21 protein-coding genes are annotated in these 18,973 nt (G+C 66.7%); 18 read left to right on the forward strand and 3 right to left on the reverse strand.

Translation table 11 applies throughout. From position 1 onward, the window contains the following. Nucleotides 1-80: 80 nt before the first annotated feature. The 12 genes from metG to F3N42_RS04565 all read left to right on the forward strand — a co-directional run bounded on the left by metG (nucleotide 81) and on the right by F3N42_RS04565 (nucleotide 10,812). Nucleotides 81-2,111 (forward strand): methionine--tRNA ligase, encoded by a 2,031-nt coding sequence (metG, locus tag F3N42_RS04510; protein WP_150863203.1) that lies wholly within the window; start codon nucleotides 81-83, stop codon nucleotides 2,109-2,111. Between the two features lie 7 nt (nucleotides 2,112-2,118). Then, nucleotides 2,119-2,724, forward strand: coding sequence for an electron transport complex subunit RsxA (rsxA, locus tag F3N42_RS04515; RefSeq protein WP_150863204.1), 606 nt, complete (start codon nucleotides 2,119-2,121; stop codon nucleotides 2,722-2,724). A gap of 10 nt (nucleotides 2,725-2,734) precedes the next feature. Continuing rightward, nucleotides 2,735-3,277, forward strand: a complete 543-nt coding sequence (gene rsxB, locus F3N42_RS04520; protein ID WP_150863205.1) for an electron transport complex subunit RsxB — start codon at nucleotides 2,735-2,737, stop codon at nucleotides 3,275-3,277. Continuing rightward, on the forward strand, nucleotides 3,274-4,860 hold the full coding sequence (gene rsxC / locus F3N42_RS04525) for an electron transport complex subunit RsxC (protein WP_150863206.1): 1,587 nt from the start codon (nucleotides 3,274-3,276) through the stop codon (nucleotides 4,858-4,860). The genes rsxB and rsxC overlap by 4 nt, the downstream gene beginning before the upstream one ends. Continuing rightward, nucleotides 4,857-5,888 (forward strand): electron transport complex subunit RsxD, encoded by a 1,032-nt coding sequence (rsxD, locus tag F3N42_RS04530; protein ID WP_150863207.1) that lies wholly within the window; start codon nucleotides 4,857-4,859, stop codon nucleotides 5,886-5,888. Before rsxC ends, rsxD begins: the two co-directional genes overlap by 4 nt. Beyond that, the gene (gene rsxG, locus F3N42_RS04535) at nucleotides 5,885-6,514 is read left to right on the forward strand and encodes an electron transport complex subunit RsxG (protein ID WP_150863208.1); all 630 of its coding nucleotides are present in this window, start codon (nucleotides 5,885-5,887) and stop codon (nucleotides 6,512-6,514) included. Before rsxD ends, rsxG begins: the two co-directional genes overlap by 4 nt. Continuing rightward, nucleotides 6,507-7,208, forward strand: a complete 702-nt coding sequence (locus F3N42_RS04540; RefSeq protein WP_318190947.1) for an electron transport complex subunit E — start codon at nucleotides 6,507-6,509, stop codon at nucleotides 7,206-7,208. The genes rsxG and F3N42_RS04540 overlap by 8 nt, the downstream gene beginning before the upstream one ends. Further along, nucleotides 7,205-7,858 carry an endonuclease III gene (gene nth, locus F3N42_RS04545; RefSeq protein ID WP_150863209.1) on the forward strand — a complete coding sequence of 218 codons (654 nt, stop codon included), beginning with the start codon at nucleotides 7,205-7,207 and terminating at the stop codon, nucleotides 7,856-7,858. The genes F3N42_RS04540 and nth overlap by 4 nt, the downstream gene beginning before the upstream one ends. A gap of 249 nt (nucleotides 7,859-8,107) precedes the next feature. Next, on the forward strand, nucleotides 8,108-8,443 hold the full coding sequence (locus F3N42_RS04550; protein ID WP_150863210.1) for an HvfA family oxazolone/thioamide-modified RiPP metallophore: 336 nt from the start codon (nucleotides 8,108-8,110) through the stop codon (nucleotides 8,441-8,443). Between the two features lie 26 nt (nucleotides 8,444-8,469). Next, on the forward strand, nucleotides 8,470-9,351 hold the full coding sequence (locus tag F3N42_RS04555) for an HvfB family MNIO-type RiPP peptide maturase (protein WP_150863211.1): 882 nt from the start codon (nucleotides 8,470-8,472) through the stop codon (nucleotides 9,349-9,351). Then, complete coding sequence (locus F3N42_RS04560; protein WP_150863212.1) at nucleotides 9,344-10,108, forward strand: HvfC family RiPP maturation protein; 765 nt, start codon at nucleotides 9,344-9,346, stop codon at nucleotides 10,106-10,108. The genes F3N42_RS04555 and F3N42_RS04560 overlap by 8 nt, the downstream gene beginning before the upstream one ends. Nucleotides 10,109-10,125: 17 nt before the next feature. Further along, complete coding sequence (locus F3N42_RS04565) at nucleotides 10,126-10,812, forward strand: HvfX family Cu-binding RiPP maturation protein (protein WP_150863213.1); 687 nt, start codon at nucleotides 10,126-10,128, stop codon at nucleotides 10,810-10,812. On the opposite strand, the gene F3N42_RS04570 is transcribed toward F3N42_RS04565, so the two are convergent. Next, nucleotides 10,795-11,709 carry a TraB/GumN family protein gene (locus tag F3N42_RS04570; protein WP_150863214.1) on the reverse strand — a complete coding sequence of 305 codons (915 nt, stop codon included), beginning with the start codon at nucleotides 11,707-11,709 and terminating at the stop codon, nucleotides 10,795-10,797. The genes F3N42_RS04565 and F3N42_RS04570 overlap by 18 nt on opposite strands. 54 nt (nucleotides 11,710-11,763) lie before the next feature. On the opposite strand from F3N42_RS04570, the gene rnt reads away from it, so the two are divergent. The 5 genes from rnt to F3N42_RS04595 all read left to right on the forward strand — a co-directional run bounded on the left by rnt (nucleotide 11,764) and on the right by F3N42_RS04595 (nucleotide 16,514). Further along, the gene (rnt, locus tag F3N42_RS04575) at nucleotides 11,764-12,369 is read left to right on the forward strand and encodes a ribonuclease T (RefSeq protein ID WP_150863215.1); all 606 of its coding nucleotides are present in this window, start codon (nucleotides 11,764-11,766) and stop codon (nucleotides 12,367-12,369) included. A 211-nt stretch (nucleotides 12,370-12,580) separates the two neighbouring features. Further along, nucleotides 12,581-13,285, forward strand: coding sequence for a Yip1 family protein (locus F3N42_RS04580; protein WP_150863216.1), 705 nt, complete (start codon nucleotides 12,581-12,583; stop codon nucleotides 13,283-13,285). A gap of 13 nt (nucleotides 13,286-13,298) precedes the next feature. Further along, complete coding sequence (locus F3N42_RS04585; protein ID WP_150863217.1) at nucleotides 13,299-14,534, forward strand: efflux RND transporter periplasmic adaptor subunit; 1,236 nt, start codon at nucleotides 13,299-13,301, stop codon at nucleotides 14,532-14,534. Next, complete coding sequence (locus F3N42_RS04590; protein WP_150863218.1) at nucleotides 14,534-15,268, forward strand: ABC transporter ATP-binding protein; 735 nt, start codon at nucleotides 14,534-14,536, stop codon at nucleotides 15,266-15,268. Before F3N42_RS04585 ends, F3N42_RS04590 begins: the two co-directional genes overlap by 1 nt. A 16-nt stretch (nucleotides 15,269-15,284) precedes the next feature. After that, nucleotides 15,285-16,514 (forward strand): ABC transporter permease, encoded by a 1,230-nt coding sequence (locus F3N42_RS04595; RefSeq protein WP_224784705.1) that lies wholly within the window; start codon nucleotides 15,285-15,287, stop codon nucleotides 16,512-16,514. Between the two features lie 6 nt (nucleotides 16,515-16,520). Here the strand turns inward: F3N42_RS04595 and F3N42_RS04600 are convergent, their stop codons facing one another. Both F3N42_RS04600 and purE read right to left on the reverse strand, forming a co-directional pair. After that, nucleotides 16,521-18,056 (reverse strand): hydantoinase B/oxoprolinase family protein, encoded by a 1,536-nt coding sequence (locus F3N42_RS04600; protein ID WP_224784707.1) that lies wholly within the window; start codon nucleotides 18,054-18,056, stop codon nucleotides 16,521-16,523. A 19-nt stretch (nucleotides 18,057-18,075) separates the two neighbouring features. Then, a complete protein-coding gene (gene purE, locus F3N42_RS04605) occupies nucleotides 18,076-18,588 on the reverse strand; it encodes a 5-(carboxyamino)imidazole ribonucleotide mutase (RefSeq protein ID WP_150863220.1) in 513 nt (170 codons plus the stop codon). A 118-nt stretch (nucleotides 18,589-18,706) separates the two neighbouring features. Here purE and F3N42_RS04610 point away from each other — a divergent pair, with 118 nt between their 5' ends. After that, nucleotides 18,707-18,973 carry a Trm112 family protein gene (locus F3N42_RS04610; protein ID WP_224784709.1) on the forward strand — a complete coding sequence of 89 codons (267 nt, stop codon included), beginning with the start codon at nucleotides 18,707-18,709 and terminating at the stop codon, nucleotides 18,971-18,973.

Consider the following 18,973-nt stretch of genomic DNA (forward strand, 5'->3'; position numbering starts at 1 on the left):
CGCCATGAGTCCGTTTCAGGTCTACGCCGGGCATGCGATAATGACCGATTCCGCACCGACAAGACCAACGAACCGCCCGCATGGACGACAACAAGCGACGCATCCTGCTCACCAGCGCCCTGCCCTACGCCAACGGCGCCATCCATATCGGCCACATGCTGGAGTTTATCCAGACCGACATCTGGGCCCGTTTCCAGCGCGCCCAGGGCCATGAGTGCCATTTTGCCTGGGCCGACGACGCCCACGGCACGCCGATCATGCTCAGCGCCCAGCGCCAGGGCATCACGCCGGAGCAGCTGATCGAGCGCATGAACGAGGAGCACCAGGCGGATTTCCGTGATTTCGGCCTGAGCTACGACCATTTCTCGTCCACGCACGGCGACGCCAACCGCGAACTGGTGGAAACCATCTACACCCGCCTGCGCGACGCCGGGCACGTGACCACGAAGACGATTTCGCAGTTCTACGATGAATCCGAGGGCATGTTCCTGCCCGACCGGTTCATCAAGGGCACCTGCCCGCGCTGCAAGACCGAGGACCAGTACGGCGACAGCTGCGAGGCCTGCGGCAGCACCTACGCGCCCACGGACCTGGTCAACCCGCGCTCGGCCGTCAGCGGCACCACCCCGGTGATGCGCGACTCGGAACATTACTTTGTGCGCCTGGCCGATTTTGAAGAACGGCTGCGTGAGTGGCTGCCCACGGGCGTGCCGCAGAGCGAGGTTGCCAACAAGCTGGGCGAGTGGTTCGAGGACGGCCTGCGCGACTGGGATATTTCCCGCGACGCGCCGTATTTCGGCTTCCGCATCCCGGGCACGGATAACAAGTACTTTTACGTGTGGGTGGACGCGCCGGTAGGCTACATGGCCAGCTTCCGCGAACTCTGCGCGGAGAAAGGCATGGATTTCGACGCCTGGTGGGGGCCGGATTCCGACGCCGAGGTCTACCACTTCATCGGCAAGGACATCGTCTACTTCCATACGCTGTTCTGGCCGGCCATGCTGATGGGCTCGGGCTTCCGCACGCCGACATCGGTGTTCGCGCACGGCTTCCTCACCGTCGACGGCACCAAGATGTCGAAGTCGCGCGGCACCTTCATCAAGGCCCGCACCTACCTGGACCACCTGGCCCCGGACGCGCTGCGCTACTACTTCTGCGCCAAGCTGGGCCCGGGCACGGCCGACATCGACCTGAACCTGGACGATTTTATCGCTCGCGTGAATGCCGACCTGGTGGGCAAGGTGGTGAACATCGCCAGCCGCTGCGCCGGCTTCATTCACCGCCAGCACGACGGCCAGCTGGCCGACGTACTGCCCGACCCGGCGCTGTACCAGGCCTTTATCGACGAGCGCGAAGGCATCGCCGCGGAGTTCGAGGCACGCAATTACCAGGCCGCGATCCGCCGCATCATGGCGCTCGCCGACCGTGCCAACCAGTACATCGACGAGCACAAGCCGTGGCAGATGGTGAAGGACCCGGAACAGGCCGGCGATGTGCAGGGCGTGTGCACCCAGGGCCTGAACCTGTTCCGCGTGCTGGTCACGCTTCTGGCGCCGGCCATTCCGTTCACGGCGGAGAAGTCCGCCCAGTTCCTGGGCCAGCCGGTCGCGCTGTGGTCCGACCTCGACCAGCCGCTGACCGGCGTGGCGCTGAACCCGTTCCAGCCGCTGCTGATGCGCGTCGACCCTGACAAGGTGGCCGCGATGGTGGAGGACTCGAAGGAATCCCTGCAGGCCACCGACGGCGCTGCCGACGCGCCCACAGCGGCGCCGGCACTGGACCTGGCAGACGAGATCGGCATCGAGGACTTCCTCAAGGTCGACCTGCGCGTGGCCCGCATTGTCCGCGCCGAGGCCATCCCCGAGGCCGAGAAACTGCTGAAGCTGACCCTCGACCTGGGCGCCGAGCAACGGACCGTGTTCGCGGGCATCAAGTCGGCCTATGAACCGGCCCAGCTGGAGGGCCGCCTGACGGTCATGGTGGCGAACCTGAAGCCGCGCAAGATGCGCTTCGGCGTGTCCGAGGGCATGGTGCTGGCGGCCGGCGGCGACGACGGCCCGTTCATCCTGGAGCCTGACGACGGCGCGGTGCCCGGCACACGGGTGACCTGAGTTCGCGATGGCGGAGACCGTGGGCAACGCCTGGACCGGCTACCTGCTCATCCTGGTCAGCACTGTGCTGGCCAACAATTTCGTGCTGGTGCGTTTCCTGGGGCTGTGCCCGTTCATGGGCGTGTCAACCAAGCTCGAGGGCGCAATCGGCATGTCGGCGGCCACCGCCTTCGTGCTGACCCTGAGCTCGGTGTCGTCCTACGTGGTTCACCGCTACCTGCTGCTACCGTTCGGGCTGGAATACCTGTCCACGCTCAGCTTTATCCTGGTCATTGCCGTGACCGTGCAGGCCACGGAAATGGTCATGCGCCGGGTCAGCCCCTTGCTGTACCGGGTGCTGGGCATTTTCCTGCCGCTGATCACCAGCAACTGCGCGGTGCTGGGCGTGGCGCTGCTGAACGTGCAGGAGCAGCACAACCTGCTCGAGTCCGCGTTGTACGGTTTCGGCGCCGCCTGCGGCTTCGCGCTGGTGCTGGTGCTGTTCACCGCCATGCGCGAGCGACTGGCGCATACCGATGTGCCGCTGGCGTTCCGCGGCGCGCCGGTCGGACTGGTCACCGCCGGCCTGATGGCGCTGGCATTCATGGGCTTCACCGGCCTGGCCAACCAGTAGCGCTGCCGCCATGCTCATACCTATCCTGATTTTCCTCGCCCTCGGCCTGGCCTTCGGCCTGGCGCTGGGCTGGACGGCCCGGCGCTTCAAAGTCGAGTCGGACCCGGTGGTCGACCAGATCGACGCCCTGTTGCCACAAACCCAGTGCGCCCAGTGCGGCTTTCCCGGCTGCCGCCCCTACGCCGAGGCCATCGCCGCCGACCAGGCCGATATCAACCAGTGCCCGCCCGGTGGCGAAGCCGGCATCCGTGCGCTGGCCGAGTTGCTGGGGCGCGAGCCCAAGCCGCTTAACCCGGAAAATGGCGAAGAGCAGCCCAAGCGGGTCGCCGTCATCGACGAGTCGGTCTGCATCGGTTGCACGCTGTGTATCCAGGCCTGCCCCGTCGACGCCATAGTCGGCGCCGCCAAGCTGATGCATACCGTGATCGCCGACGAATGCACCGGCTGCGACCTGTGCCTGCCACCCTGCCCCGTTGACTGCATCGCCATGGTCGAGCCGGAGCCGGACTTTACCGAGTGGCGCCGCCCATCGCCTGCGGGAACGGCGACATGATTCTCGACGAAGTGAACGCCGTGGGCGAGCGCCTGCACCGCTTTCCGGGCGGGTTGCGGCTTCGCCATCACAAGCAGGTCGCTTGCCAGCAACCGGTCGAGCGGCCGCCGCTGCCGGCCGTGCTGGTGGTGCCGATGCGCCAGCAGGCCGGGCCCGAGGCGACGCCGGTGGTCAGCGTAGGTGACCCGGTGCTGAAAGGGCAGCTCATTGGCGGCGACCCATCCGGCCTGGGCGCGCGCGTGCATGCGCCCTCCTCGGGGCGGGTCACGGCGGTCGAGCAGCGGCGTATCGGCCACCCCACGGGGCAGACGGGTACCTGCGTGGTGATCAAAACCGACGGCCTCGATGAATGGCCCCCCACCGAGCCGGTCCCGGACTGGCGCGAAGCCTGTGCCGTCGACCTGCAGGCACAGATCCAGGCCGCCGGCGTGGTCGGCCTGGGGGGCGCGGTCTTTCCCACCGATCGCAAACTGGACGGCGGCCGCGCCGCCGGCATCCACACGGTCATCATCAACGGCGCGGAGTGTGAGCCGTGGATCGCCTGCGACGAGATGCTGATGCGCGAGCATCCGCGCCGGGTCGTAACCGGCACGCTGGTGCTGATGCGCGCCGCGGGCGCCGAACACGGCGTCATCGCCATCGAGGACCAGATGGGCGCGGTGGGCGCCGCGCTGGAACGGGCGGCCGTTGAACTGGGCGATGACCGTGTCCGCGTGGTGCGTATTCCGACCATCTACCCCGAAGGGGGTGAGCGACAACTGATACAGACCCTGACCGGGCTGGAAGTCCCGGCCGGCGGCCTGCCGCAGGACCTGGGCATTCTCTGCCAGAACGTGGCCACCGCCGACGCGGCCCGCGCTGCGGTCATTGATGGCCAGCCACTGCTGGAGCGCAATGTCACGGTGACCGGCAACGGCGTGGCCCGGCCCCGTGTCCTGCGCGCCCTGCTGGGCACGCCCGTGGGCGAGCTGGTGACCGCCGCGGGTGGCTACACGCCGGGTGCCGCGCGCCTGGTGATCGGCGGCCCGATGATGGGCTACGCCCTGCACGATGACAGCGAGCCGGTGGTCAAGGCCACGAACTGCGTGCTGGTCCTGGACCAGGCCGAGATCCGGCCGACACAGCCGGAAATGCCGTGTATCCGCTGTGGCGAATGCGCCCGCGTGTGCCCGGCGCGGCTGATGCCGCAGGACCTGCAGTTCTTCATCCGCTCCGGGCAACTGGACAGCGCCACCGATATCGGCCTTGAAGCCTGTATCGAGTGCGGTTGCTGTGATGCGGTCTGCCCCAGCCACATCCCGCTGGCCGAGTGGTTCCGTCATGGCAAGGCCGAGAGCCGTCACCAGGCCCGTGAGCGCGCGTTTGCCGACCGCGCACGGGAACGACACCAGGCCCGCGAGGCCCGGCTTGAGCAGGCGAAAGCGGAGAAGGCCGCCCGCATGGCGCGGCGCAAGCTGAAACTCGTCAGCGATGACGAGCGCAAGCGCCAGGTTGCCCGCGCCATCGAACGCGCCAAGGCCGCGCGTGAGAAACAGGCCGGCGCGCCACCATCCACGCCGCGCGACGGGGAGCCGGACGAATGACGCGCGCGTTTTCCAGCGGGCCCGCACCGCATATGCCCGCACCGCCGACGGTGGCCGGAGTCATGACCCAGGTGCTGATTGCACTGGTGCCCGGGATCATCGCCAGCGCCTGGTTCTTCGGGCCCGGCGTGCTGGTGCAGATCGTGCTGGCGTCGGGTTTCGCGCTGGCCTTCGAGGCGCTGTTTCTGCGCTGTCGCGGCCGCGCGCTGCAGCCGTTCATCAGCGACGGCTCGGCAGTGGTCACCGCGGTGCTGTTCGCGCTCTGTGTGCCGCCCCTCGCGCCCTGGTGGGTCGCGGCCATCGGCATGGCCGCGGCGATCGGCCTGGCCAAGCACCTGTATGGCGGCCTGGGCCAGAACCCTTTCAACCCGGCGATGGTCGGCTACGTTGTTGCCCTGGTCTGCTTTCCCGCGGCGATGACACAGTGGCTGTCACCGCGCGAGATCGCCACTGCCGTCCCCGACCTGGCGGCGGTGCTACAGGCCATTTTCACCGGCACCCTGCCTGGAACGCTCAGCATTGATGCGGTGACCCGCGCCACGCCGCTGGACAGCCTGAAAACCGGCGTCGAGGCCGGCCGTTTTGTCAGCGAAATCCGCCAGTCGCCGGTGTTTGGCGATTTCGGTGGCCGTGGCTGGGAATGGATCGCCAATGCCTACGCGCTCGGCGGCCTGTGGTTGATGTACCGCCGCATCATCAGCTGGCACGTGCCGGTGGCGGTCATCGGCAGCGTCCTGCTGATCAGCCTGCCGGCCTGGCTGCTGGACCCGGGCGCCAACCCGGAACCGTTGCAACACGTGTTTTCCGGGGGGCTGGTGCTGGGCGCGTTCTTTATCGCCACCGACCCCGTGAGTGGTTGCGCCAGCCCGCGCGGGCGACTCATCTTTGGCGCCGGCGTCGGCATCATCACGCTGGTGATCCGCCGCTGGGGCGGCTACCCGGACGGCGTGGCTTTCGGAGTTTTGCTGATGAACATGGCGGCGCCGCTGATCGACCGCTACACGCGGCCGCGGGTGTACGGACGATGAGTGAAGACAGCGCCCTGCGCAGCGGCCTGACCCTGGCGCTGATTGCCGTGGCCGGCGTCGCGCTGCTGACCGCCGTGCACATGCTGACCGATGACCGCATCGCGGCGCAGCAGCGTGATGCCGTGGCCCGCCGCCTGGCCCAGGTGCTGGCGCCGGACCGCTACGACAACGACCTGCTACACGATGTGATCGAGGTCACCGACCCGGAGACCTTCGGCCACCCGGGCCCGGCGCGCGTCTTTCGCGCCCGCCGGAACGGCGAGCCGGTCGCCGTAATCATGGAGGTCACGGCCCCGAACGGCTATAACGGCGCCATCGACCTGCTGGTCGGGGTGCTGGCCGATGGCACGGTCAGCGGCGTACGCGTGGTCAGGCACCGCGAAACCCCGGGGCTGGGTGACCCCATCGAAGCGCGCCGCAGCGACTGGATTACGCGCTTCAACGGCCGCGCCCTGGGCGATCCACCGGCCGAGGGCTGGGCAGTGCACCGCGACGGCGGCGAGTTCGACCAGTTCACCGGCGCGACCATCACACCGCGCGCGGTGGTCGCCGCCATCCGCCGCGCACTGGTCTACGAACAGCAGCACCGACAGGCGCTTTACCAGGGGGACGAGGGCAATGAATGACAACGGGCCATCCATGGGCACCCTGTTCACCGACGCGGCATGGCGGCAAAACACCGGCCTGGTGGTGTTGCTGGGCCTGTGCCCCTTGCTGGCCGTGTCCGGCACCGTCATCAACGGACTGGGCCTGGGCCTGGCGACCACGTTCGTGTTGTTGGTCTCCAACCTGTCGGTGTCGCTACTACGCGGCTGGCTGCGCCCGGAGATCCGCATTCCCGCATTCGTGCTGATCATCGCCTCGGCAGTCACCGCCATCGACCTGCTGATGCAGGCCTGGTTCCACGACCTCTACAGCGTACTGGGCATCTTCATTCCATTGATCGTCACCAACTGCGCCATCATCGGACGCGCCGAGGCATTCGCGGCACGCAACCGCCCGCTGGCCGCCGCCGTCGACGGCATTGGCACCGGGCTGGGTTTCTGTCTGACCCTGGTGGCGCTGGGTGCGCTGCGCGAACTGGCCGGGCACGGCACGCTGTTCGCCGGCGCGGAGATGATGTTTGGCGACTGGGCCCGGCATATCGAGATTCCGGTCATCCCCAATCACCCGGGCTTCCTGCTGGCGATCCTGCCGCCGGGCGCGTTTATCGGCCTGGGCCTGCTGATCGCCGCGCGCAACGCCCTGCTGGCGCGACGCGAGCGGCGGCAGGCCGAACCCCTGTCCACTGAACGGCCGACGCTGGGAGAACAGGCATGAACGCCGCCGACCGCCACGAGTTTTTCCGCCGCCTGCGTGAGCACGACCCGAAACCGACCACGGAATTGAACTACGACTCCGCGTTCGAGTTGCTGATCGCCGTGATCCTGTCCGCGCAGGCCACCGATGTCGGCGTCAACAAGGCCACCGCGCGCCTGTTCCCGGTGGCCAACACGCCGCAGGCGATTCTCGACCTGGGCCTGGACGGGCTGAAGTCCTATGTCCGCACCATCGGGCTGTATAACGCCAAGGCCACCAATATCATCGCCACCTGTGAAATCCTGCTGCGCGAGCATGGCGGCGAAGTGCCACAGACCCGCGAAGCGCTACAGGCCCTGCCCGGCGTCGGCCGAAAGACCGCCAACGTGGTCCTGAACACGGCCTTCGGGCAGCCCACCATGGCTGTCGACACGCATATCTTCCGCGTCTCCAACCGCACCGGCCTGGCGCCCGGCAAGACCCCGCTGGCCGTGGAAAAGAAGCTGCTGAAGAACGTGCCCGCCGAGTTTCTCCAGGACGCCCATCACTGGCTGATCCTGCACGGGCGCTACACCTGCATCGCCCGCAAGCCCAAATGCGGCGAATGCCTGGTGGCCGACCTGTGCCGCCACGCAAAGGCCGAGGCGCGCAAGGCCGCGCGGGCCCAATAGCCCCCGACCTTCGTCCTGTCGCCGAAATGGCTCCGCCCAGCCCTTCGGTGCCGAACATTCGGCAATCAATGTAATCATCTTCCATGGATGCCGGTCTGTTGACCTGACCGACCCCGGCGCGTACCCAGGCCCCTGGTTCTGCTAGGCTTGGGCGAACGGCGCGGTCGATTTTCGCGAACAGATCGCGCCCAGGCGCATGGCGCCGTACCCGGGGGTTGCCCCCGACAACCTGAAATGGAGGTTCTACCCATGACCAAGAAAACCAACCTGATCAAGCCCGTTTCCACCATTGCCGGTTTCGCACTGGTGTCTACCCTGGCCCTGGGCGGCAACGCCATGGCCGCTGAAGCCGATTTTGAACTGGCCGACCTCGAGCAGGGCTACATGGTCGCCGGCGAAGACAAGGACAAGGAAGGCAAGTGCGGCGAAGGCAAATGCGGTGACAAGGAAGGCAAGGACAAGGACGGCAAGTGCGGTGAAGGCAAGTGCGGCGACAAGGAAGGCAAGGACAAGGACGGCAAGTGTGGTGAAGGCAAGTGCGGCGACAAGGAAGACAAGGGTGAAGAAGGCAGCTGCGGCGCCTGATTACCCGGCCTGGCCCGATTCCTGAAATGAACCGTAAGACCTACCCTGTTTCCGGAACGGGACTGGGACTGAGGCGGGCCCTGCTGGGCCCGCTTCAGGCCTTGCCGCCCGGCCAGCTGGAGCGCGCCATCGACTTCATGGAAGTGGCGCCCGAGAACTGGATCGGCGTGGGTGGCCGCCGTGGCAAGGCGCTGCGTGCGTTCACCGAACGTTTTCCGTTTGTCTGCCATGGCCTGTCGCTGTCGCTGGGTGGCCCCGCGCCGCTGGACGAGACCCTGCTGCGGCGCATCCGTGACTTCCTCGACGAGCACGACATCCGCTGCTACACCGAGCATCTGAGCTACTGCAGCGACGCCGGCCAGCTCTATGACCTGATGCCGATTCCGTTCACGGCCGAGGCGGTTGAATGGGTGGCCGCGCGCATCCGCCGCGCGCAGGACATCCTGGGCCGGCGCATTGGCATCGAAAACGTCTCGTACTATGCCGCGCCCGGCGCGGAAATGAGTGAATCCGAATTCATCAACGCGGTGGTCCGCGAGGCCGACTGCGACCTGTTGCTGGACGTCAACAATATCTACGTCAACGCCATTAACCACGGCTACGACGCGGCGGCGTTCCTGCGCAGCATGCCCGGGGACCGCGTGGTCTACGGCCATATCGCTGGGCACTTCGAGGAAGCCGAAGACCTGCGCGTGGATACCCACGGCGCTGCCGTCATCGACGGCGTCTGGTCGTTGCTGGACCAGGCCTACGAGGCCTTCGGCGTCTACCCTACCCTGCTGGAGCGCGACTTCAACTTTCCGGATATCGACGAACTGCTGGCGGAAACCGCGATGATCCGCGCCGCGCAGTCACGTGCTCAGCCTGCTCATGTTGCCGCAACGGGGGCAGAACGCGCCCATGGCTGAGCGCCTGGCCCAGCAACTCAACGACTTTGCGGCCCACGTGCGCAGCCCACACCTGCACCCGCCGCCGGATGACGTCGAAGACCGGCGCATGGCCATCTACCGCGACCTGTACCGGCGCAACCTGGCGTCGTTTATCGAGGGCAGCTTTCCGGTGCTTTACCGGCTCCTGGATGAGGACAAGTGGCGAACTTTAATTCGCGATTTTTCAGACACCCATCGTTGCCAGACACCGCTGTTTCCGGAGATTCCCCGGGAGTTCCTGCGCTACCTTCAGGACGAACGGGGCGAGCAACCGGATGATCCGCCATTCCTGCTGGAACTGGCCCATTACGAGTGGGTGGAACTGGCCCTGGACCTGGACCCGCAGGACCTTGAAGCCATCCCCGCCCAAGCCGACGGCGACCTGGTCGACGGCGTCCCCGTGCTTTCGCCGCTGGCCTGGCCCCTGGCCTACCGCTACCCGGTGCACGAGATCCGCCCCGAGTTCCAGCCCGACAGCCCCCCGGCCGAACCAACGCTGCTATTGGTTTACCGTGACCGCGGCGACCGGGTGCGTTTCACCCGGCTCAACCCGCTGACCGCGGGCCTGCTGGCCGAACTGCAGGCCAACCCCGACCACACCGGCCGCCAGGCCATCACGGCCGTGGCCAGGGCCAACGGTCACCCCGATCCCGACGCGATGGTCGAGGCCGGCACCCGGTTGCTGGGCGGCCTGCGCGAGCGCGATGTCATTCTTGGCGCGCGCCCCGACCCTTAAACCACCAGGAGAACCCCATGGCCCTCTTCGACCTTTATGACGGGTTGACCGCCCGCCTGCGCACCGCCGGCGAGGCCGTCTGGCCACTGGCCCTGCGCGCCATCCTGTTCTGGGAGTTCTGGGAAGCCGGCATCACCAAGTATCGCGGTGAGAACTGGTTTGCGGACATCCCCTGGGCCGACTGGCAGAAGGGTTTCCCGGCGCCATTCGAATGGCTGCCGGTGAGCCTGAACTGGACCCTGGCGACCTGGGGCGAGATCGTGTTCTCGGTGATGCTGCTGCTGGGTTTGTTCACGCGCTTCGCCGCGGTGTCCTTGCTGGTCATCACCGCGGTCGCGACGGCCGCCGTGCACTGGCCGGCCGAATGGGATGGACTGGCCGGGCTCTGGCAGGGCTATGTCATCAGCGCCGATGGCGCAGGCAACTACAAGCTGCCCCTGCTGTTCACGGTCATGCTGTTGCCACTGGTGTTCCACGGCGCTGGCACGCTGAGCCTGGACCGGCTGCTGGTCGCCCTAACCCACCGCACCGACCGGTTGGACGACCGCACGGCCGACCTGCAGGCCACCGGCCTGGCGCTGGCCGTGATCGGGCTGGTGCTGGTATGGGTGGTGCCGGCCTGGGGCGGCGTAGCGCTGGGCCTGGCGGCGCTGGCGCTGATTTTCCCCCAGTTCATGGGCAACCCGTTACGGCCGAATTTCTGACGCCTCATCGAGCCCATTCAATGGCAGTGCGAGCGGTTTGAGTTCGAAGCCCGCGCGGCCTAGCCCTTGCACCAGTCCGGTCTCGCCGGGCAGGTGCAACGCGCCGACGGCGATAAACGTGCAACCCTCCCGCAGCAGCGGTACGGCGTTGTTAACCATGCGCTCATTACGCCGGTCAATGCCCTCGGCCTGGAAGTAGGCCTGGGTTTCCGCGCTCAGCGTGGCCATCTGCTCGTCGGATTCGGCCAGCAGGCTGGCCATCGAGCCTTCCAGGTAGGTGTCCACAAGCCCGGTATGAATCTCGGCTACGCGGTCGACCTCGGCGACGGCCTGGTCAAGCATCTCGATCTGGGCCTCCACGGTCAGCTCTTCCATGAACGCGAGCTGCTGCTCCAGCGTCTCCAGGCCGACGACGTCCAGGCCTGCGCCTGCGGCGCGCAGCGACAGCGAGAAGTCCATGAACAACCCGGAGCGCGGCGGCGGCATGCTCAGCATCATCATCACCGCCCAGGGCTTCAGGCGTCGCGCCGCGAACTCCGGCACGCCATATCCGGCCAGCGCCGCCGTGACCTGCTCGAACCGTTGCTGGCCGAGCATGGCGGCCAGGTCCTGGCCCTCGGGCAACTGCATCGTCCGGGTCAGCTCGGCCATGGTCGGCAGGTCGGGTACCAGTTCCATGGCGAAGGTTTCACAGCTTCCCAGCGTGTCCAGGAAGGACTCTGTGTAATCGAGCACGCGCGGGTCCTCGCTATGCACGGTCCCCAGCAGGTAGCCCGCCGTCTCTCCATCACGCTCGACGGCCCAGTACAGCGCGTCCGCCCGGGCCGTGCCGGCGCCCACGCATAGCCCCAGCACCAGGGCGAGCCCGACTACGGCATGTTTCCGTATGCTGATCATGGCAAACTATGCACTCCGCACGTTTTCACGCTTTCCATCCGACAAGGATTCATTATGCCGCTCATCTCCGAACGATTCAGGGGTTTCCTGCCCGTTGTCGTCGACATTGAAACCGGGGGCTTCAACGCCGCCACCGACGCCGTGCTCGAAATCGCCGCCTGCATCATCGCGATGGATGATTTCGGCCGCCTGAAAATCGCGGATACCATCAGCGTGGACGTGGCCCCGTTCGACGGCGCCAACATCGACCCGCGCGCGCTGGACTTCACCGGCATCGACCTGGATGACCCGAAACGCGAACCGCTGCCCGAACGCGAAGCCTTGCAGCGCATTTCCCAGCCGGTGCGCAAGGAAGTCCGCGCCACCGGCTGCCAGCGCGCCATCCTGGTGGGCCATAACCCGGCGTTCGACCTGGGTTTCCTCAACGCAGCCATCGCCCGAACCGACTTCAAGCGCAGCCCGTTCCACCCCTTCAGCAGCTTCGACACCGCCACCCTGGGCGGCCTGGCGTTCGGCCAGACCGTACTCGCCCGTGCCGCCGAAGCCGCCGGCCTGGACTGGGACGCCTCCGCAGCCCACTCCGCCGAGTACGACGCCACCCGCACCGCCGAACTGTTCTGCAAAATCGTCAACATGTGGAAGCTGAAGGGTGACGCGTGACAGGCTGCCACCCATCCCGCCTGGCAGCAACAATCACTTCTTTCGCGCCTTTTGCGCCCTTCGCGAAATTTGCGTCCCGCTTTTGACAACCTCCCCACCACACAACCCACGCCACACCAAAGCGACTCGCCCCCCCAACCAATGACCTTCGGAATATGTAAAACGATTAATTACCCGATATGATCCCCCCACAAAGAGGGAGGATCGTTCCATGTCAGACAACAATTACACCGTATTCAACGCGATGGTCGACATCGTCGCGTCCCCCGGCAAGGCGCTGGACGCCGCCAAGGCCAATCCACGCTGGTTCTGGTGGCCGCTGCTGGTCAGCATCGTGGTGTCGACCGCCGCGTTCGTCTATTACTTCACCTGGGTGGACTACGAATGGTTGATCGAGGAGACCATTCGCAGCGTGCCCGCTGCCGACCGGGCCGCGGCTGAACCGGCCATTCGCAGCTTCATGAGCCCCGGCACCAGCATCCTGTCGACCGTGGCCGTCATCGTCATCATTACCTTCGCGATCTACGCCATCCAGGCGGTCTACCTGCACCTGGCCAACAAGCTGTCCACCGGCGCCGAGGTCAGCTACGGCCAGTGGTTCGGTTTCAGTGCGTGGACGGCGTTTGTCATGGTGCTGGGCAGTGTCGCCGCGTTCGTGGTGATGTTCCTGGCCGACTCCAACCAGCTGGCGCAGCATGACCTGACACCCTTGTCGCTGAATGCCCTGCTGATTCACGCCAAGCCGGGTGACCCCTGGTTCGCCTGGGGCAATTCGCTGACGCTGTTCAACATCTGGACGCTGGTACTGATGACCATCGGCTATCACCGCTGGACCGGTGCCGGCATGGTGAAGTCAGCAATCATCGCCTGCCTGCCGTGGGTGCTGATTTTCGGAACCTGGGCCGCGCTGATCTGAGCGGGACCCAACGATGAAAAAACTGCTGATTTTTGCGGGGCTGGCCGTGCTGCTGGTCGGCCTGCCGCTGATCTCGAAAATGAACCGCGGCGGTGACGCCGAGACGGTCGAGGTGCACGCGGTGGGCGTGGAGGCCATCAAGAGCTCCATTCTGGCCTCGGGCACCCTGGCCTTTCGCGAGCAGGTCCAGTTGCGCTCGGAAGTGATCGCCCGGGCGACCGCCGTGCTGGTCGAGGAATCTGACCCGGTCGGCCGCGGCGAACTGGTCATCACCCTGGACACGGAGTCCTACGACGCCCAGGTCGAGCAGGCCGAGGCCAGCGTCCGCATCCAGCAACTGGGGATTGAGCGCCAGCGCCATGTCGTCACCGACCTGGAGCGTCAGTACCGCAACGCCGAGCGGCTGGTGGGCCAGAAACTCATCGACCAGGACAGCTTCGATGCCCTGGGCAACCGCCTGGAAGTGGCGCGCGTGGAACTGCGCTCACAGCAGGAAGCCCTGTCACAGGCCCGCGCCGCGCTGGCCCAGTCGCAGGACCTGCTGGCCAAGACGCAGATCGTCTCACCCATTGACGGCATCGTGATTGCTGTCGACATCAAGCCAGGTGAGACGGTCATCGCGGGCACGACCAACATTCCCGGCTCCACGTTGATGACCATTGCCGACCCGTCGGAGATGCTGGTGGAGGTGCTGGTCGACGAGGCCAATATCGCCTCGGTGCGCGAAGGCCAGGGTGCGTCGATATTCGCCGCCGCGTGGCCGGATACCGCGCTCACCGGCACGGTGGAGTCCATCGCGCCGACGGCGCGGCAGAACGCCGGCCAGCAGGGACTGACCTTCCTGGTCAAGATCCTGCTTGATGAGCAGGACGAGATCGAGGTGCGCTCGGGCATGAGCGCGCGCGCCGAGATCCACACCGAGTCCAGTGATTCCGCGCTGTCCGTACCCATCCAGGCCGTGCGCTACGACGACGAGGCCGACAGCGAAACGGAATCCGGCACGACTGAAGAGTCGACCACCTACGTGTTCGTGTTCGAAGACGGCGTCGCTCGCCGGCGCGAGGTCGATACCGGCATTTCCAGCGACAGCAGCCAGGAGATCCTCGCCGGGCTGGAGGAAGGTGAGCTGGTCATCACCGGCCCATTCCGTACCCTGCGCACGCTGGATGACGGTGACCCGGTCGAGCGCGCCGAGGACGATGGCGAAGACGCCGGCGACAGTGACGATGACGGCGACACCGACGACTGATGCCGGACACCGCAACTGACATCGCCATTCGCTTCCGCGGCGTGGCGCGGCGCTACGAGATGGGCGACCAGGTGGTCAACGCGCTGGACGGCGTCGACCTGGACATCCATCGCAACGAGTACGTCGCCATTGTCGGTGCGTCCGGCTCCGGCAAGTCGACGATGATGAACATCATCGGCTGCCTGGACCGGCCCACCGAGGGCGAGTACCGGCTCGAGGACCAGGACGTCGGCGCGATGAACGAGATGGACCTGGCGCGGGTGCGCAACCGCGAAATCGGCTTCGTGTTCCAGAGCTTTAACCTGCTGCCGCGCGCCAACGCGCTGAAGAACGTCATGCAGCCGCTGGTGTTTCGCGGCGTGAAGATGGACGAGCGTAAACAAATGGCGCGACAGTCACTGGAGCGGGTTGGCCTGGGCGACCGCGTCGATCACCTGCCGAACCAGCTGTCCGGCGGCCAGCGCCAGCGCGTCGCCATTGCCCGCGCCCTGGTTGGCGAGCCGGCCATCCTGCTCGCCGATGAGCCCACCGGCAACCTCGACAGCCGCACCACCATCGAGATCATGCGCCTGTTCGACGCCCTGCACGTGGCCGGACAGACCATCATCATGGTCACCCACGAAACCGATATCGCCGAGCACTGCGAGCGCGTGGTTCGCCTGGAAGACGGCCGCGTGGCCGAGGACTACCGCAACGCGCAGCGCCGCCGCGCATTGCCGGAGGGCGCGGCCTGATGAGGTGCCCGGGCTGATGTTCATGCTGCTGGAAAGCCTGCGCTCGGCGCTCGATTCCATTCGCGCCCATGGCTTCAGGTCCGTGCTGACCTCGCTGGGCATCATCATCGGCGTCATGTCGGTGATCGCCGTGGTGTCGATCGTGCAGGGCCTGTCACACACCGTGAACCAGCAGTTCGAGGGCCTGGGCAGCAACACGCTGACGGTGCGCTCCTACACCCCCTTCCGCAAGGCGCTGCAGGGCCAGATCGCCAAGCTCCGACACGAGGACATGGAGATCATCGAACAGCGGGTCGACGGCATCTCCCATGTCACGCCCATCCTGTTCACCCAGAGCGGCAGCCAGGGCCAGGTGTCCTACCGCTCGCAGGACACCTTCTCGCAGGTGTTCGGCGTGGGCCCCGCCTATCTCGAGGTGAACGGCGTGTATCCCGAATCCGGCCGCGGCTTCGCCCGTGACGACGACCTGCGCCGGCGGCTGGTCTGCCTGCTCGGCCAGGACGTCGTCGAAGAGCTGGAGATGCCCGAGGACCCGGTGGGCGCGTATTTCCGCGTCAACAGCGAATGGTGCAAGGTCATCGGCGTCATGGAACGGCGCGGCGAGCTGCTGGGCTTTTCCCAGGACAACTACGTGCTGATGCCCTATGGCACCGCGCGGCGCATCCAGGGCACCACGCGCGATCTCGATATCCAGGTGCAACTGCAGGTGAACGACCTGGAGCAGATGGACGAGATCACGGCGCGGATCCGCCGGCTGCTGCGCGACGCGCACGGCCTGAAGAAAGGCGATGACGACGATTTCCGCGTTCAGACCTCCGAGCAGCTGACGGAGTCGTTCAACCAGATCATCTCGACGATTACCGCGGCGGTTGGCGGCATCGTCGGCGTATCGCTGCTGGTGGGCGGCATCGGCATCATGAACATCATGCTGGTGTCGGTCACCGAGCGCACGCGCGAAATCGGCATTCTCAAGGCGCTGGGCGCGACGCGCCGGGACATCATGCTGCAGTTCCTGATCGAGGCCGTGCTGCTGTGCCTGGTGGGCGGGGTCATCGGTATCGCGCTGGGATATGGCATCGGCGCCTTCGCCTCGGCAATGCTGCCCGGGTTCCCGCCGGCGCATGTGCCGGCCTGGGCCATCGCCCTGAGTTTCGGCTTCAGTGCCGGGGTCGGCATCATCTTCGGCATTATCCCGGCTGCCAAGGCCTCGCAGCTCGACCCGATCGACGCGCTGCGTTACGAGTAACGCGGGCTATTCGGGGCCGTAGCCGCCACCACCCGGCGTACAAACAGTCAGCACCTGGCCGCGCCTGACCCCGCGGCTGGTCTTGCCGGGCAGCTGCTCCCCATCCAGGCGGTTCTCGCCGGGCTGGCCCGGTTGCCCGCCGGCCAGGCCCCACGGTGCGTGCAGGCGCCGTTCGCTGATGATCGACAGCTGCGCATCATCCAGAAACTCGTACTCGCGCACCAGGCCGTCGCCACCGTGCCACTGGCCGCCGCCGCCGGAACCCTGCCGCTGCGCGTAGCGCCGCACCCGCAAGGGGTAATGGCGCTCCAGCACCTCCACCGGGGTGTTCAGCGTGTTGGTCATGTGACTGTGACGCGCGCTGAGCCCATCCCAGCCGGGCCCCGCACCGTGTCCGCCGGCCAGGGTCTCGTAGTAGTCCCAGCCATCCGCACCGGCACGCCCCATGGCCAGGTTGTTCATGCTGCCCTGGCTGGCGGCGGGAATGCGCCCCGGCAATGCCTGCGCCAGTGCGCCGCAGACCACGTCGACAATGCGGGTGCTGGTCTCGACGTTACCGGCAGCCACCGCGGCGGGTGCGCGCGCATTGACGACGGACCCTTCCGGCGCCACCAGGCGCACGGCGCGGAAAGCGCCGGCACAGGACGGCACCTGCGCAGGCATCAGGCAGCGCAAGACATAGACAACGGCCGCCGCCGTCACCGCCAGCGGGCAGTTCAGGTTGCCGCTGACCTGCGCCGAAGTGCCGTCGAAATCAACTTCGACCCCGCCTTCGCCGGCGCGAATCCGCACGGCGATGGTGATCGCCCGGGTGCCGGCGCCATCATCATCGAGGACATCGGAAAATGTGTATTCCCCGGCTGGTATGTCGGCCAGGGCCGCGCGGGCGACCCGCTCGGCATAGTCATTGAGCGCATCGACACGGGCCTGGAAGGCAGCCAGGCCGGCTTCCATGACCAACGCACGCAATCGGCCCACGCCCAGCTGGCAGGCACCCAGTTGGGCATCGAAGTCACCGCCGGCGCCGCGTGCGCCACCGCCCGGCAGCGCGCGCCAGGTCGCCGCCTGGCGCTCACCCGCCCGGAACAGCAGCGAAGGCGGGATCAGCACGCCCTCCTCTTCCAGCCGCGTACTGACCGGCATGGAACCCGGTGCGTCGGCGCCAATATCGGCATGGTGTGCGCGGTTGGCGCTGAAACCGCATAACTCATCGTCAGCGAACACGGGTGCGACCAGGGTGATGTCGGGCAGGTGGGTACCGCCGTTGAAGGGGTCGTTCAGCACCAGCACATCGCCATCGGACCAGGTCCGGGAGGCGGCCAGCGCCGTCATGGCCTGCGCCATGCTGCCCAGGTGGACGGGAATATGGGTGGCCTGGCCAAGCAGCCCACCGTGGCGGTCGAACAACGCGCAGGAATAGTCCTTGCGGTCGCGTATATTGGGCGAAAGCGCGACGCGCCCGAGCAGCGCGCCCATTTCCTCGCAGATCGCGGCGACGCGGCTGGCGAACAGCCCCAGCTCGATGCTGTCGTGGGCGTCCACCAGCCGCGACCGCGCGGGATCAGGCCTGTTTCGGGTCGACCGCGGCCAGGATGGCGTCGCGCTTCTCGGCGCGTGCTTCCTCGATGGCGCGACGGATCTCCGGGTAACGCAGGCCCAGGATGGCGGCGGCGAAGAAGGCCGCGTTGATGGCGCCCGGCTTGCCGATGGCCAGCGTACCCACCGGAATACCCGGCGGCATCTGCACGATGGAGTACAGCGCGTCCTGGCCACCCAGCGGGCCGGACACCAGCGGCACACCCAGCACCGGCAACGTGGTCTTGGCGGCCAGCACACCCGGCAGCGCCGCGGCCATGCCGGCGCCGGCGATCAGCACCTCGATGCCACGCTCAGGGGCGGTGGCGGCGTATTCGAACGCCTGTTCCGGCGTACGGTGTGCCGACAGCACACGGGCCTCGTTGGCGATGCCCAGGCTGTCCAGGGTCTTCGCGGCGTGCTGCATGACTTCCCAGTCTGAATGGGAGCCCATGATGATGCCTACAAGGTTGTTGTCACTCACGGTCGTTCCTCTCATGGAGTTAAAAATCGTAAACCGCCATTGTACCAATCACGGCGCCCGGACGGCACTCCAACCGGCCACGTACCGTGATGCATTGCGTACAATAGGCACATCGAATTCAATGGAATGTGTCATGCCCATCGACGCCAAGTTGCTGGAAATTCTGTGCTGCCCCGTCTCCCATTCGCCGCTGGGGCGACTGCCCGAAGAGGCACTGCGCAAACTCAATGCCGACATCGCGGCCGGCAGCGTGCTGCGCACCGATGGCCAGCCCGTGTCCGACACACTGGACGAGGCCCTGCTCACCGAGGATCGCAAGGTCATCTACCCGGTGCGTGACGGTATTCCCATCCTGCTCGAAGAAGAAGCCATCGGCACGACCCAGTTCAAGGCCTTCTGA

This window comes from Marinihelvus fidelis (genome assembly GCF_008725655.1).
Classification (GTDB): domain Bacteria; phylum Pseudomonadota; class Gammaproteobacteria; order Xanthomonadales; family SZUA-36; genus Marinihelvus; species Marinihelvus fidelis.